Source organism: Lysinibacillus sp. 10T31, assembly GCF_056394365.1.
Genome location: NZ_JBFTHS010000004.1, coordinates 1 through 15990 on the forward strand (window position 1 = coordinate 1; position 15990 = coordinate 15990).

General features: G+C 35.1%; 11 protein-coding genes and 1 pseudogene. 7 read left to right on the forward strand and 5 right to left on the reverse strand.

Annotated elements, in window-relative coordinates; translation table 11 throughout:
* Both AC1DCY_RS03360 and AC1DCY_RS03365 read left to right on the forward strand, forming a co-directional pair.
* Positions 1-185 (forward strand): annotated as a pseudogene (locus AC1DCY_RS03360) (transposase); the annotation flags it as partial.
* Positions 186-325: 140 nt separating this feature from the next.
* On the forward strand, positions 326-1402 hold the full coding sequence (locus tag AC1DCY_RS03365; protein WP_477347686.1) for an RNA-guided endonuclease TnpB family protein: 1077 nt from the start codon (positions 326-328) through the stop codon (positions 1400-1402).
* A gap of 311 nt (positions 1403-1713) precedes the next feature.
* Here AC1DCY_RS03365 and AC1DCY_RS03370 read toward each other — a convergent pair whose 3' ends face one another.
* Positions 1714-3411, reverse strand: a complete 1698-nt coding sequence (locus tag AC1DCY_RS03370) for a methyl-accepting chemotaxis protein (protein WP_477347440.1) — start codon at positions 3409-3411, stop codon at positions 1714-1716.
* Complete coding sequence (locus AC1DCY_RS03375) at positions 3389-5038, reverse strand: pyridoxal phosphate-dependent decarboxylase family protein (protein WP_477347442.1); 1650 nt, start codon at positions 5036-5038, stop codon at positions 3389-3391. Before AC1DCY_RS03375 ends, AC1DCY_RS03370 begins: the two co-directional genes overlap by 23 nt.
* A gap of 547 nt (positions 5039-5585) precedes the next feature.
* Between AC1DCY_RS03375 and AC1DCY_RS03380 the strand changes: the two genes are divergently transcribed.
* Positions 5586-6776, forward strand: coding sequence for a DHH family phosphoesterase (locus tag AC1DCY_RS03380; protein WP_477347444.1), 1191 nt, complete (start codon positions 5586-5588; stop codon positions 6774-6776).
* Between the two features lie 239 nt (positions 6777-7015).
* Here AC1DCY_RS03380 and AC1DCY_RS03385 read toward each other — a convergent pair whose 3' ends face one another.
* Entirely contained in the window at positions 7016-7201 is a 186-nt protein-coding gene (locus tag AC1DCY_RS03385; protein WP_477347446.1) for a hypothetical protein, read from the reverse strand.
* A gap of 422 nt (positions 7202-7623) precedes the next feature.
* On the opposite strand from AC1DCY_RS03385, the gene AC1DCY_RS03390 reads away from it, so the two are divergent.
* Both AC1DCY_RS03390 and chrA read left to right on the forward strand, forming a co-directional pair.
* Positions 7624-8469 carry a DUF4179 domain-containing protein gene (locus AC1DCY_RS03390; protein WP_477347448.1) on the forward strand — a complete coding sequence of 282 codons (846 nt, stop codon included), beginning with the start codon at positions 7624-7626 and terminating at the stop codon, positions 8467-8469.
* A 104-nt stretch (positions 8470-8573) separates the two neighbouring features.
* Positions 8574-9734 (forward strand): chromate efflux transporter, encoded by a 1161-nt coding sequence (chrA, locus tag AC1DCY_RS03395; RefSeq protein ID WP_477347450.1) that lies wholly within the window; start codon positions 8574-8576, stop codon positions 9732-9734.
* A gap of 66 nt (positions 9735-9800) precedes the next feature.
* Here the strand turns inward: chrA and AC1DCY_RS03400 are convergent, their stop codons facing one another.
* Positions 9801-11483, reverse strand: coding sequence for a sigma-54 interaction domain-containing protein (locus AC1DCY_RS03400; RefSeq protein WP_477347451.1), 1683 nt, complete (start codon positions 11481-11483; stop codon positions 9801-9803).
* 288 nt (positions 11484-11771) lie between these two features.
* Between AC1DCY_RS03400 and AC1DCY_RS03405 the strand changes: the two genes are divergently transcribed.
* The gene (locus AC1DCY_RS03405; protein ID WP_477347453.1) at positions 11772-12950 is read left to right on the forward strand and encodes an amidohydrolase; all 1179 of its coding nucleotides are present in this window, start codon (positions 11772-11774) and stop codon (positions 12948-12950) included.
* 12 nt (positions 12951-12962) lie between these two features.
* Complete coding sequence (locus AC1DCY_RS03410) at positions 12963-14129, forward strand: hypothetical protein (protein ID WP_477347455.1); 1167 nt, start codon at positions 12963-12965, stop codon at positions 14127-14129.
* A 203-nt stretch (positions 14130-14332) separates the two neighbouring features.
* On the opposite strand, the gene rpoN is transcribed toward AC1DCY_RS03410, so the two are convergent.
* A complete protein-coding gene (gene rpoN / locus AC1DCY_RS03415) occupies positions 14333-15598 on the reverse strand; it encodes an RNA polymerase factor sigma-54 (RefSeq protein WP_477347457.1) in 1266 nt (421 codons plus the stop codon).
* Positions 15599-15990 lie beyond the last annotated feature (392 nt).

Here is a 15990-nt window from a genome sequence, read left to right on the forward strand (position 1 = left end):
TGTATGTTGCATTTATAAATAAAGCTGATACATTTAAGTTGAGAGAGGAATTTCCTCATCTTCAACATTTGCCAAGCCAATGAACACATTCCTATTTTGTATCTACCGCAGGAAACGTATCGAGTGAAATCATCAAGCATTATGTGGAACAACAAAAAACAAGGGGGAAATACTATGCAAGTTAAATGTAGCAATTGTRGTTTTGCGCAATTTTTAAAAGACTGAAAATTCKGTAAATTAYRCAACTCAGTTCATGGTCAATAATTAGAGAAGCAATTATAGAAGAGTAAAAAGCTAGATTAATTAGAGAATGAGGTGAAGAACAATGTCGCAAACAATAACTGTTAAAGTCAAACTGCTTCCAACAAAAGAACAGGCTTCTATTTTGCAGAATATGAGTCAATCGTTTGTGTACACAATCAATTCCCTTGTTTCTGAAATGGTTGCAGAAAAGAAAAGTACAAAGAAATCAAGCAAGGATATTTCTACCGACCTGCCAAGTGCTGTTAAAAACCAAGCGATTAAAGACGCTAAAAGTGTGTTTAAGAAAGTGAAGAAAAATAAATTCAAGGTTGTTCCTGTGTTAAAGAAGCCAGTGTGTATTTGGAATAACCAAAACTATTCTTTTGATTTCACGCACATTTCAATRCCTATCATGATGGATGGTAAGGCAATTAAAACACCTATTCGTGCTTTGTTGGTCGATAAAGAAAACCGCAATTTTGATTTGTTGAAACACAAATTAGGTACTCTTCGTATCACGAAAAAAGCGAATAAATGGATGGCACAAATAGCTGTCACCATTCCTACAAGTGAAAAAACAGGAACACAGATAATGGGGGTAGATTTGGGTTTGAAAGTCCCTGCTGTTGCAGTGACAGAAGATGGAAGCGCTCGTTTCTTTGGAAAGGGTAGACAAAATAAATCTGTCAGACGTAAGTTTAAATCCAAACGTAAGAAGTTAGGCAAATTAAAGAAATTAAATGCTATTCGCAATCTTGATGATAAAGAACAGCGATACATGAAAAACCAAGACCATAAGGTTAGTCGTGCGATTGTTAATTTTGCTAAAGAAAATAATATTTCTGTCATTCGCTTAGAACAACTAACGAACATCAGGCAGACGGCAAGAACAAGCCGTAAAAACGAAAAGAATCTGCACAACTGGTCATTCTATCGTCTTGCTCAATTCATTGCGTACAAAGCGAACCTAGTGGGTATTAAAATTGAATTTGTGAATCCTGCGTACACAAGTCAAACATGCCCGAAATGTTCCGAAAAGAATAAGGCACAAGATAGAATATATAARTGTAAATGTGGATTCGAAAAACATCGTGATTTAGTCGGTGCAATGAATATTCGATATGCACCTGTGATTGATGGTAACAGTCAATCAGCCTARGATGCTATATGCACTGTCTTAGGAAGGGTAATGAGATCCCCTCATCTTGAAGGCTGTTCAAAACAGAAATGGACTGCGAACGCGTAGTCATTCAAGAATCCCACCCGTCATACAGTAAGGTATAGGGCTTGCGACTTTAGTCGTGGGAGTCTCAACACGTACTTCATATAGAGTAGGGCTAGAAGAAACGATTGCATGGATGAACAAGAGAGCACTAAAAAACTTTTAAGAGTCAATGAAAAATCCGCATAAACTTCTATAGGTAGAACTTACCTACAGAAAGTATAGCGGATTTTTGTTATTAGTTTTTCTTATAGCTGAAATTTTTGTATGATATTACGAAGTTGTTGTGCCATGTCAGCTAAATTATTTGAAGATGCCGTAATCTCCTCAATACTAGCTGATTGCTCCTCAGAAGCAGCAGCCACATTTTGAATGTTTCCAGATGATTGAACGGCTACTACACCAACTTCCTCTACGGAAATTGCAATGTTGCCAACACCTTCATTAATATTTGTAATGATATTATTGACATGATCCATTTCTTGAGTTAACGCAGTAATATGCGAATAGATTTCTCCAAAGGCTTCACCTGAAGCATTAAAGGTAGTTGAGCTTTCTGCAAGGTTACTACTACTAATCTCCATAGATTTTACAGCTTGCGTAGACTCTTCCTTAATTGTTTCAATACGTGTTCGAATACTATTCGTCGCTGCTAATGATTGGTCGGCAAGTTTACGTACTTCTTCGGCTACAACCGCGAAGCCTTTACCATGCTCACCAGCTCGTGCTGCTTCAATAGATGCATTTAAAGCGAGTAAATTAGTTTGATCCGTAATCTCATTTATTAAGGTTACAATGTCGCCAATCTCATTTGAGTATGTGCTTAAACGTTTCACAATCTCTGAAGTCTCTTGAATAGCATTAGATGTGACAACCATCTTTTCTGTAGCACTTTGAATCGTCGTATTCCCTTTTTCTGAAATAGAAGATGCACTAAATGCTTTAGTAGTGACGTCATTCACGCTCGATACAACTTCTGACATCTTTGTAGAGATTGATGTAATATGACTTTCTACTTCTTCAATAGAGGAAGTTTGTTTTTCAGAACCTGAAGCTACTTCTTGCATTGAAGATGTAATTTGTTGAATAGATGCACTTGTTTGCTCAGAACCTGCCGATAACTCTTCAGACATAGCAGCTACTTGCTCAGCATTTTCAGCAATTTGCTGAATAAGTGAGCGTAAGTCTTCTGTCATGTTTTCAATGCCTTCAGAAAGCTGTGCAATTTCATTAGAGCCTTTTATTTGAAGTGATTCAACAGCTAAGTCTCCTTGTGCCACTTTACCAACATAATTCGTCATATTTTTAATTGGTTTTATTATGCCTTTACTAATGAAATAAGCCACAATAATACCGAATATCAAGAACATCACGGTCATGATGATACAAGTCCAAATAGTCTTAGTTTGAAGTTTAGAGATGAAGGAAGCATCCATATCTAAACCAAAAAGAATATCAGTATCTTTAAATGGTATAAAAATCGATTTATGAATACCGTATTCATCTTTATAAATATCACTAGATTGAACGGTTCCAGTACTTAGCGCTTCATTCATGTCTGTACTAAAAACATAGTCCGCTTGATAATCATTTTCATGACTTAATGCTATAATATGTTCTTTGCCATTTGCACGTGAAAGAAAGTAGGCGTTTTGAATATCGTACTCTTCAAGTGTTTTATTTAATTTATTCAATAATTCTTCATATTTATCCTTATCGCCGTTATCTGCAGCTTTGACGTCATCTTTGTCTATATCTTCAAAAATTGTTTTAGATATAACGTTTAAAGATGACTCAAATTGTGTAATAACAAAATTATTGATAATCTGAAAAGATGTAATAAATAATACGATACTAAATATTACTGAAATAATCGCAATTGGAATAGTAAAACTTGCAATATATTTATAGAGTAAAGAGCTTTTAAATTTTTTGACTATACTCAACTTTAACATCCTCCAATACTTTCACCTTTTGTTGTAAGAAATGAATCATATCACTAATGTGTTCTGTTTCTGTATAAGGAGAAATTGAAAAGAATTTTGCAGCAGCGACTGGAATTTGTTGTTTTGTATCGCTAGTGTTGACAGTGCAAACACGTGTTGTATCACCGAAAAATACTTCGTCGCGACCTTCTCCTATAATTTCAAATAAAGAAGCGTTAATGCCATTAATATATTCAATCTGATCTTGTGTATAGCTACCTGACTGTTCAGATTTCCAATTAAAGCCTTCAGGATACAAACGGAAAGCTGTGACTGGTCCAATATTAGACTCATTGACTACTTGTAACATAGGAGTCTTCTCAGCTAATTGCGCACGGAACGCTAAGTTTACACGCACATAATTAGCTAATATTTGTTGGTAGCCTTCTTTACCAAACGCTTGTAATGCAGCATAAATAGCAATAGAACTACCCATACGAGAGCACTCTAATGTATAGCCTGTATGATAAGAACCATAGCCTCGATTGCCAACATAAGGTGTGTCGAAGTCCTCAATATCTAACAACTGTAGATGTTTTCCTTCTTTTATTAAGAATAAGCTTGTTAAATACGGTGTTTGGCCAAGCTTTTGGAAGTCGAAGCAAAGGCTGTCTGCGATAGGTAGATATTGCATGCGTTCTTTAATTTGCTCTAGTCCTTGTAAAACATCAGTCTCTAATTGAAGTGGATTTGCTTTAAAATCATAATCGTTGAAAAATGCATAAAAACCACCTAAAGCTGAATCAGCATGAATATGTATAGGTTTTAAGGAATGTTTTTGTTCAAGGTCAGTTGTAACTTTTTTGATTGCTTGTACATCATCAATGGCAAATTGATCTGTAGCGCCTGTTGTAGCAACTACATACACTGGAATGCCACCTTTTTCGATAACCTCAGTCATACGCATACGTAAGTCTTCGATATCCATTGAATGGTCTTTTCCAGCTTTAATACGAATTAAATGCTTGCTACCAATACCGACTGCTTCAATAGATTTTAATAAGCTGTAATGAGCATTTTCTGAAGCAAAGCAATATAAATTATTTGGTACGCCATCTTCCTTTGCGTTAGGGAATTGTTTAGCGATCGCAAGACGAAGTCCACTGAAAACAGCCCCTTGTCCTCCCCAAGTTGTGTAACCAAAACTTTGTGTATAGTCGTAGCCAACTAACTTCGACATCATTGCTACTACCTTTACCTCACATTCTGCGGCAGCAGGTCCGTATACATCCCATAGATTGTTACCATTAAGCAGAGCATTCGTAAATTGACCTAAAATGCCAGGAATGCTAGCCATTGGTAAAACGTTTGTTACGAAATTACGTGTATGGTAAGGATGTCCTTGCATCAATTGTGTTAATTCATTCACAACCTGATCAAGTCCGACACCTGAAGTTGGTACTTGATTTTCTTGCATTAACTCTTTATAGAAATTGTCAGAGCGCTCTTTCATTGGTCCAAGAGTTGTTGTTTTTGGGTCTTTTAATTCATCTAATGATGTAACAATTTTCTCTAATAAAGATAAAAGATTCTCTCTTTGTTCGATATTTCCATCTTCACTTTGGAATAATTGCTGGATTTTTTTCATAGTCATCATCCTTTTTAGTTCATTTTTCCTCTATTTTATAATTAGCAAAAATAGGTCGTTTTACTAAAATAATAATAACATATTATAACAGAAAATGAATTTATATTTTATAGGATAATTAATTTCAGTCATTTCTAAATAATCTGATTTGATTTGAAGCGAATTATATAGAAGAAATATTATAATAGATTATGTACGTAAATGTTGAATTTAAAGGATTTTTATGACTTTTTTTAATGAATTGTTGCAAAGCTAATGATGGGGAAGATCTATAAGGAGGTAAAACTTTTTATAATAAATACTATGTTAAAAATAATTTTAATTTATTTAAGAATGGTGAATATTTTAATGCTTTATGACTATTAAGGGTGAAATATATATTAATCTACGTATAGTCAAAGAAGAGTTCATTAACTTATATGTATCAAAACCTAAAGCAACAATGAATAATAGAGCAAGACTTAAAAGTAATTTTCTTTATCAACATAATCACTCCAATACCGATAATTTTTTCAATGATAAACCATACTAGTATCGAGGTGAAAAAATGTATAAATTGCTATCGCATAATGATTTAGATGGTGTAGGTTGCGGGATTTTAGCCAAGCTAGCTTTTCAAGATCAGGTGAAGGTAAGGTACAATTCAATTTCATCGCTGGATCGCGAAATTGAGTATTTTTTAGACAATAACGAACAAGATACATTTTTATTTATTACCGACTTATCTCCAAACGAGGAAAATGAAAAGAGATTAAATGATTATTATACCGCAACGGGCAATGTCCAATTGCTTGATCATCATAAAACGGCTTATCATTTGAACGATTATGAATGGGGAAAAGTAATAATTGAAGATGAAAATGGCTATTTAACATCAGCAACGTCTTTATATTATCAGTATCTTGTTACACATGGGTTTTTAGAACAAACAAAATCCACTACAGAATTTGTAGAGTTAGTGAGACAGTACGATACATGGGAATGGGAAAGGAATGATTATCAAAAAGCAAGACGGCTAAATGCACTCTTTTTTTTAGTATCAATCGAAGAATTTGAAGAAAAAATGCTTGAGCGTTTAAAGACAAGCGAACATTTTGACTTTGATGAATTTGAAAAGAAAATTTTGAAAATGGAAGAAGAGAAAATAGAACGTTACATCCGACGGAAAAAAAGGGAGCTAGTGCAAACCTCGATAGGAGAATATTTTACAGGTGTGGTTTATGCAGAATCTTATCATTCAGAACTTGGTAATGAATTAGGAAAAGAAAATGTACACCTTGATTTTATAGCAATATTAAATATGGGTGCCAAAAGAATTTCATTTCGTACGATTCATGATCACATAGATGTTTCAGCTATTGCAGCAGAATTCGGAGGGGGAGGGCATCAAAAAGCAGCTGGTTGTTCTTTAACTGATGAAGCTTATGAGCAGTATGTGGTGCAAATATTTCATATAGCACCAATACCAGAGGATGCGAAACGAAATCGCTATAATTTAAGGTTTTCTTCTTTCGGGACAATGTATAAAAACCTTAAGGAAGAATTTTTCCTCCTATATTCAATAAGTGATTTTGATTGGGTAATTGAAAAAAATAAACTTCCATTAGATCAAATCTTTACAAGTTTTTATGAAGCAGAATGGTTTTTAAAAAGAAATTACCAAGCTTGGTTAGTTAAAGATGAGTTATTTGTAGATTATTTAATGGAAGAAGCCAAAAAGGGTCGTTATCAAGAGTAAGGGGATTTTGTGGTGTTTTTAAATAAGGGTGATTGGGCGACATAATAAAGAAAAAGGATTTACGCACAGTTTTGTGTGTGAATCCTTTTTTTACTCTTGGGAAGGTGGATGTCGATAAAATTCAAAAGTTGGTTGATAAAACGTGAAAGTTAGTAGATAAAATTCAAAAGTTTGGCGATAATTCCTGAAAGTGTTCCGATAAAACTAAAAAGTTGGATGACATTTTGTTAAAACGTATGTCATGGTAAATAAGTTGATTTCCGTTCCGACTGGGCGACTCCTTGGGGATCAGCAATAGAGAAGCGAAGGTTAAAACCATCAAATCCTGTGATAACGCCTTCGTGACATCGTGTTGCTGTCGCTACGCTTTCGCACAAAAAACATCTGTTGCCTGCCGCTTCGCTTTGTTGAAGAGTTATACTCATTCATACAATACAACCATGAAAGGCATATAAATTATTCCTTTAGATACATAGTGAAATCAGCCAAACCTTGACATCGTTAGAAGTAATATAATGTTCAACTGAAAACTACAATAAATAAAAAGCATTTATCTTCATTCAGCAAATTTTTTCTGTGCGAAAGCGAAGCAACAGTTACAGAAGATTCCCACCTCTGAAGGTGGTGAGATAAATGCGGAAATGTGGTCCCTTTTCAATGGGTGTCCAAACACCTACTGAATGAAGATAAAGCCTCCGGCGGATGTCACGGATTTTGAAAGGAATGAATTGTGCTGGCACAATTCAAAATCCAGACGGATTGTTTATCTGTAGCGAAAGCAAAGCGTCAGCTACAATTACGCCAAGGCGAAATTGATGAAGACATACTTTCTTAAAATGAGGTGTACATGGTGTCCAATGATATGCTTCTTGTCGAGAGTCAGCCTAAGGAAAATCGATGGCAGAAAATATGGTTTATTGTAGTATTGCTTTTATTGGTAGTTACTTGTGTAATTGTTTATTATTTTTTGTTTAAGAAGGATTTAAATTTTGAAGCCTACAAAACAATTGTTCATAAAACTACTGAAAATAGTCTCGGACGTTTAACGTTAAATGAAATAATAATTGACGATAACCAAATACTATTAAATGCTACCTTTAAGCCAGTAAAAGACTTAAATTTCGACTACCAAATTTTTTTCTTTCCACAGGTTTTTGTGAATGGAAAAGAGTTCACGGTTAGAAATGGAGGACAAACAATTCAACAATCTGATAAAACCTATACAATCTACAGTAGTGTGAAATTAAGTGAACTACCAGAGGATAAAATAGTAAACTTAGATATTCGTTATAACGACTGGAACGGGGAAAAAAAGATTGACGAGCCGTGGGAATTTCAAGTGGAAGCTTCACAAGAGCACTTACAAGAAGATAGAAAGGTCTTCCCTGTTAAGAAAAAAGTAAAGTTGTTAGATGGGCAGGAAATAACAATAGAAGAGGTTGTTTCTACACCAATATCAACAACGATATACTTTCATTCTGAGAATAGCTTATTAAATGAAGCATTACATTTTAAAATCCAATCAGCAACAGGGGAATCTTGGCCCTTTAACTCAGCATATCCATTAAATGAAGAGTATACGAAGTGGGGTGTCCGCCTCGATGCATTATATTTAACGGGGAAGAGCTATGAGCTAATTCCGATTGCTGCAAATGGAAGTGAGCTTGGTTCTGCTGTCAAAATTGGAGATTAAGAACGAAACCTGTTACCATGAAAAAACTTTACAATATCTTAAACCAAAAGGACGATTACCCCGTGTAATATGAATATAGATGACATGGAAAGTAGTTGAAGATATTGCGAAGGTTATGGGGAATTTTTTTAGTTTCGCTCAAATTAGGTTGTACATCCTTTGGGGGCCCTACTGCACATTTAGGGTATTTTCAAAATGAATATGTTCAGAAGCGTAAATGGTTATCTGATCATGACTACAGTCAGCTTGTTGCACTCAGTCAATTTTTACCTGGTCCAGCATCGAGCCAGGTAGGGATGGGTATTGGCTTATTAAGAGGTGGTCTATTCGGGAGTATTGTGTCATTTCTTGGTTTTACTTTACCGTCAGTTTTGCTGCTAATGGCATTTGCGTATTTCTCAGCACATACAGGGATGGATATGGGTTGGATTCATGGCTTGAAATTAGTAGCTGTTGCGATTGTTGCGCAAGCAATTTTTGAAATGTCGAAAAAATTAATCCTTAGTATTCGCCATTTTATAATCGCATTGTTGACACTTGTAGTAGTGCTTTTATGGGTTCATCCACTTGCGCAAGTAACTACTATTATTGTTGCTTCTTTTATAGGCTATCATTTTTTAAAGCAGATTAATCAAAGAGATGAACCAAAAGAAATGGTTGTACCTATTTCAAAAAAGACGGGTATATGTTTTTTAGCGTTGTTTGTTATACTTCTTGTTGGTTTACCAATTGTTAGCCCACTTATTCAATATGAGTGGTTTACGATCATTGAAAAGTTTTATCTATCAGGTGCATTAGTGTTTGGTGGAGGCCATGTCGTATTGCCTTTACTAGAGTCACAGTTTGTCCAAAGTGGATTAATGAGTTCTTCAGATTTTTTGGCGGGATATGGAATGACGCAGGCAGTCCCTGGCCCATTATTTACGTTTGCTTCCTACATAGGTATGGTCATTGCTGGAGTACCTGGGGCCATTATCGCTACGATAGCCATTTTTTTGCCGGCATTCTTGCTAATAGTAGGGGCAATGCCTTTTTGGCTAGCTCTTAATCGTTTCACTGGATTAAGAGCGGCGATGGCTGGTGCAAATGCAGCGGTTGTTGGAATATTAGCTGCAGCTTTTATTCATCCGATTGTTACAGAGACAATTCAAAATGGTCTAGACATAGTAATTGCAGCTGTTTTTTTATGGTGCTTGATACGTTGGAAAATTCAACCTTATTTGCTCGTACTAATTGGCATTTGTATAGGAATTGTATGTTATTAAGGACACATAAAAAATCAAAACCATTCTTGCTTTGGTTTTGATTTTTTTATGATATGAATTGAATACTTAGATAAACTCTTCTTTTCGAATGGCTAGTTTCTTCATATGATACTGCAGAGATTGGCGAGAAATATTTAATTGTTTAGCAGCGGCTGAAATATTTCCTCCACACTGCTTTAAAGCTTTGCGGATATATTGCTCCTCATTTGTATGCATAAGTGCTTTGAGTGGACGTTTATTAGATGGGGCGGCTTTCATTAATAGTTTATTTTTTAAATAGCGAGGTAGCATATCCTCTGTAATCCAATTTTCTGAGTTTGCTTGTATCACAAAATTTTCAATCAAATGCTCTAGCTCACGTACATTGCCTGGCCATTCATAATCTATTAGTAGCTGATGAAGCTCAGGTTTTATTGTAATATCTGCTTTCATGTACTTAATAACATTTTTATGTAAAAAATGTTGGATAAAGAAAAGTATGTCATTTGGTCTTTCGCGTAAAGGCGGAATGTATATACTCGAATGAGCGATACGGTAAAATAAATCAAGACGCATTTTGCCGCCAGTTGTTAGTAGCTCAGGATCTTCGTTGGAGGCACTTATGACTGTACATTCGATAGGAATGAGTGTATTACTCCCTACACGTCTAACCGCTCGTTCTTGTAAAACACGCATTAATTTAGGTTGAAGTTCCATTGGTAAAGAGTTGATTTCATCAAGGAAAAGTGTGCCATCTTTCGCATATTCAAAAAGCCCTTCTTGATTTGTAGCCCCTGTGAATGCACCTTTTACAGAGCCAAAAAGTGTGCTTTCTAATAGTGTGGATGGGATAGCAGCACAGTTTATAGCTACAAAGGGCTTTGCCATTCGAGGGCTTAAATTATGCATGCTCTGTGCAAATATTTCTTTACCGGTACCTGTTTCACCAATAATAAGTGTATCAGTATTATAACTCGCAATATTAGTGGCTTCATTAATAATTTGCAGGAGCTCTTGACTATTCCCTTTTAAATCTTGAAATGTATAAATAGTGCCATTATTTCTTTTCACAACTTCTGGTACTTCCATAGATTCACGTTTTGAATTAATTGTTTGACGTAATTGATTACGCAGGCTTGTCTCAGTATGAGTAATGGAAAATACACCAATTGTTTTATTATCTTTTCGTATTGGGAATGAACTATAGCCAACACATTTCGGTTCATTTTCCGAATGGACAAGGGCTCGATATTTCGTATAGATGGGCTTCTCTGTTTTTAAAATATGAGAATGCTCCGATAAACGACGATCTTGATAATTGTAAGCATGCCAAAGCTTCTTTCCAATCATGTCTTCCTTGTTATACGCCTCCATTTTAGTAAGTGCCTCGTTGTAATAGACGATATCTCCATCTGCGTTACTGACAATAATTCCTTCATCTAAATGTTCTATAATTTCCTCCAGTACAAAAACTTTATTTTCTAATGAGTACTGGAAATCTGCTGAATTTTCTACTAAAACAAAATAATATTGCTCCGTAAAATAGAATGGTTCAATAGTAAAAGATAAATGCTGCTCATGAGTTAGTAGCTGTTGTGGCTGATGAAATAACATGACGTCAATGTCAGCGATTGCATCTATAGGCATATTATTTTCTAAATCTAACGAGATACTATCGTTGAGATGCCACCATTTCACTTGAAAAGAACTATCTAATGCAATGATATTAGCTCCCAATTTTGTTGCAAAGCGTCGTAACTCCTCGTTCACAAAAAAACCCTCTTCCTCGTTATTTTGCATGCAAAAAATTTCTGCTTTGTTCTAAATCGTATCACATTAATTCACTGAATAAAATCAATATACAGAAAATTAGATAAGTGCAAAATTTATCTGCACACTATTTTAAGGTGTTATAAAATTAGCGGCTAGCGAAAATTTTCGCAATTTATTATGTAAATACGATTCCTCATCACTTTTCAAAAGAATATTTAAAGGATTTTTAAAAGTTGGCATGCTATTTGCATTATTAAAATGTAGATACAAAGAGGAGGAATAGAAATGTCAACTACATTAAACATTACGAAAGAATTAGAGAAAATGGTTCCGCAAGTAATTCAGTGGAGAAGGTATTTACATGAAAATCCTGAACTGTCGTTTAAAGAATACTCAACTTCTGATTATGTCTATAACCAGTTACTATCTTTTGGGAATTTAGAGGTTACTAGACCGACGAAGACGAGTGTATTAGCCGTTTTAAAAGGCGATTTTCCTGGAAAGTCCTTAGCTTTACGAGCAGATATGGATGCCTTACCTATACAGGAAGAAACAAATTTGCCATTCGCATCTAAAGTGCCTAATGTGATGCACGCTTGTGGCCATGATGGACATACTTCAATGCTACTAGGTGCGGCAAAAATTTTATCTTCTCTCAAGCAATCTATTAAAGGAGAAATTCGCTTTATTTTTCAACATGCAGAGGAAGTATTTCCTGGTGGAGCAAAAGAAATGGTGGCAGCCGGAGTTTTAGAAGGAGCTGATCAAATCATAGGGTTGCATTTATTCTCTATGGTTCCTACAGGGAAAATAGGTATTTGCTCAGGTCCCTTTACATCAAATTCTGATACATTCGATCTTGAAATCATTGGCAAGGGTGGGCACTCTTCTGAACCGCATAATTCCATTAATCCTATTTTAATAGGTGCACAAATTACTAATTTATTACATCAAATTGTACCACAGAAAATTGACTCAAAAGAACGTGCTGTCATAGCTGTAACAGAATTTAATGCGGGGAGTGCTAAAAATATTATTCCAGATCGTTCGCTTTTAGGAGGAAGTGTAAGAACCTTTTCGCAAGAAGTACGTGAGTTGATTGCGAAAGAAATTGAAACTCAAGTAAAGCACTTTACTGCAGGACTTGGTGCTGATTATAAATTTGACTATCACTATGGCTATTCTTCTGTCGTAAACGATGAACATTTGACTTCTTTAATTGAAAATATTATTAGAGAAAATTTAGATTCAGTAAATGTTTTACACATTGATCCAATTATGGCTGGAGAAGATTTTTCGGCGTTTTTAACGAAAGTTCCTGGCGTATTTATAGGGATTGGTGCAGGCTTTGAGGATGAAACATTAAATTATCCACATCATCACCCTAAATTCAGAATCCAAGAAGACTCGTTAGAAGTTGGATTGAAACTATTAGTTTATACAGCGTTAACACTAAACTCTTAAGGAGGAGATACAATGCTTCAAGAACCAGTAATTGCAACAATGATCATACTAGGGTTAATTGCACTAGGAGAAATTATTTCAGTTATTAGTAATGCTAGAGTACCAATGCTTTTTGTGGCAATGGTAGGTTATTTAGTCTTATTATGGCTAGGAATTTTTCCGCAAGATTTATTAGCTAACTCGACATTTTTAACAGTAGGAGCAGTGCTAGGGACAGCACCAATGTTAGTTCATATGGGAACGTTAATTCCGTTAAAAATGGTTCGCTCGCAATGGAGAGCAGTCATTATATCATTGTTAGGTATGTTCTTTGCGTCACTCTTTATTTTAACGATTGTTACTTTCCTTTTTGACTTTAAAACAGCTGTTGCTGGAACAGGGCCTTTAAATGGTGGAATTATTGCTGTTTTAATTACTTCAGAAGGATTGAAAGAATTGGGGTTTGTCAGTTTACTTACAATTCCAGCTCTTATCATGGCGCTACAATCACTAATAGGCATTCCTATTGCAAGTCTTTTGTTACGAAAACATGCTGTGAAAATTCAAGAAAAAATCCAAAATGGCTCTTTTATTGCTTCCAATAATGACAGCTTTGAAGAGGGAGAAGAGAAATTAATCGTTCCTAAAAAATACCGAACGCAATTAGTTTTATTGTTTATGCTGTTTATTGGAGGTGCAATTGCAGTTGCTTTATCTAAAGTAACTGGTATTCCTTACAGCTTATGGGCCTTGGCAGTAGGTATGATTGGTCGCTTAGTGAATTTCTATCCTGAACGGGTAATGGAAAAAGCAAATGGTTTTAATATTGGGATGGCAGGGGTTATTTTCATGGTTATAGGGATGATGAACGATATTACATTTGATATGTTTATCGAACAGCTACCTGCAGTTGCCACTATTCTTCTTGTAGGGGTACTAGGTATTCTTTTAGGCGGTTTTATAGGGGCGAAATTATTTAAATTGGATTATTTTCTAGGTATTCCAGTAGCGTTAACAGCTACATTTGGTTTTCCAGGAGACTACATAGTATGTGAGGAGGTAAGTAGAAGTATTGGCAAAACGGATGATGAACAGAAAAAAATCTTCAGTGAAATTTTAACACCAATGTTAGTAGGTGGATTCACGACTGTAACTATTGGAAGTGTTGTTATTGCGAGTATTTTAATCAAAACAATATAAAAAGAGTAACGATATTATAAGTATTGGATATATGGGCTATCCAGAAGAGAAAATAGTATGCTTGAAGATGCCTTCTAGCATACTATTTTTGCTATTAAGAAGTTTACGAAGCCTATTTCTACTCTCGAAAGGGCGTATAGCTAAAACCACATTAGTATAGGAAAATCGTATTCATATAAGAACAATAGGATGGATTGTAAAATTTATAATTCCTTACGTTTGCTTGCTGCTGGTATTCCTAAATCTTCTCGATACTTGCTAATAGTACGTCTAGCCAAATAGATTTGAAAAGAGCTAGCCAGGCTTTCGGCAATCTTTTGATCGGATAAAGGCTTTTGTTTATTTTCAAAGGTGATTATTTTTTTAATCATTTCTAAGATTGACGTTTGAGAATGCTCTGTTTGAGTACTTTCAATTTTAGAAGAAAATAGATCCTTCCATAAATATGTTCCAACAGGTGTTAGTATTATTTTATTCCGAATTGCTCGACTTACTGTTGACTCGTGCATATCGATTTGTGTTGCGACATCTTTTAGAGATAAAGGTTTTAAATAAGATAGCCCATGATAGAAAAATTGTTGTTGATGCTGTAGGACAACTGACATGATACGAATAATTGTTTGACGGCGCCGCTGTAAACTATGGATGAGCCATTCATAATGCTTATAATGCTGTTTTACATATGCTTGTTCGACTATGGGGAGTAAAGATGCGACATTTTTATAGCTATCGTGAAGCTGAATAGATGGCAATGAGCGATCATTTAAGCTGAATTGTAATGTACCATCTTCGATCATAACAACAATATCTGGTGTGACATATTCGATATTATCTACTGAGTTCAAAGCGCAAGGTATTGGTGTTAGTTGCTGTAGCTGATTAATTAGTGCTAATAACTGTTCTTTAGAAAATTTAAGAGATTTCATCAATTCAGGGAATTTACGTTCAGCTAGTAGGAACAGCCCTTTTTGAATAAGTTGCTGTAAATCATAATCATTCTCTTCGATTTGCAGCAAAAGGCATTCTTGCAGATTACGTGCACCAATTCCGGGCGGTCCGATTTGTTGTAAAAGCTGAATAGCATAATAATGTTGTTCATCTGCAACATTAGAAAGGTGTGCTGGAGAATAACCTTTGTTATCTAACTGTTCAATAAGAAACTGTACAATTTGTAAATCATCACCTGAAAAAGTGAGTGTAGCTAGTTGTAATAATTCCTCCCGGTAGTTTGGTTCTGCAATTTTTGTATATAAATCATTCTCAGTTGGTCGAAAGTGAGAATGTGAATTTCCAAAAATACGTTCTTGAAATGATGGTGTTTGAAGTTCTATTAACGGATTCTCTAATTGCTGTTCATACAGAAATTGCTCGAGTTCAAGTGTTGTATATTGTAGTAATTCAATAGATTGCTGTAATTGAGGTGTCATCATCATTTTTTGTTGCTGTTGTTGTTTTAAAAACATGTCCATCATGATTCCTCCAATTTATGCTTTTTATTAGCATATCATAAAAATGATGGAATTTTCAGACTATTAATATGAATAAATAGTGTTAAGGGTTAAAACTAAACTCTATTCTTATTAAAAAAGTTGGTTGGTATGAAAGCAAATGGAGCAGAGGGAGGCTAGTGCCCTTGTAGTTTTGTTTTCGTCCTAAGAGTAAAGATTCCTGCAGAAATGGCGTGAGAACTGTGACTACACAGGGGTAAAGTATGAGCAACGAGGAGTCTCAGGTCACACACATGGAAAGCATCCTTCAGAGAGGAATGTGCAGTCAAGTTCATATTTTATGAAAAAGTGCTAATACAATATTGTTTTGATTTAGTTATTTTACTAGTTGGATTCATGGCGTTCCCTGCCTC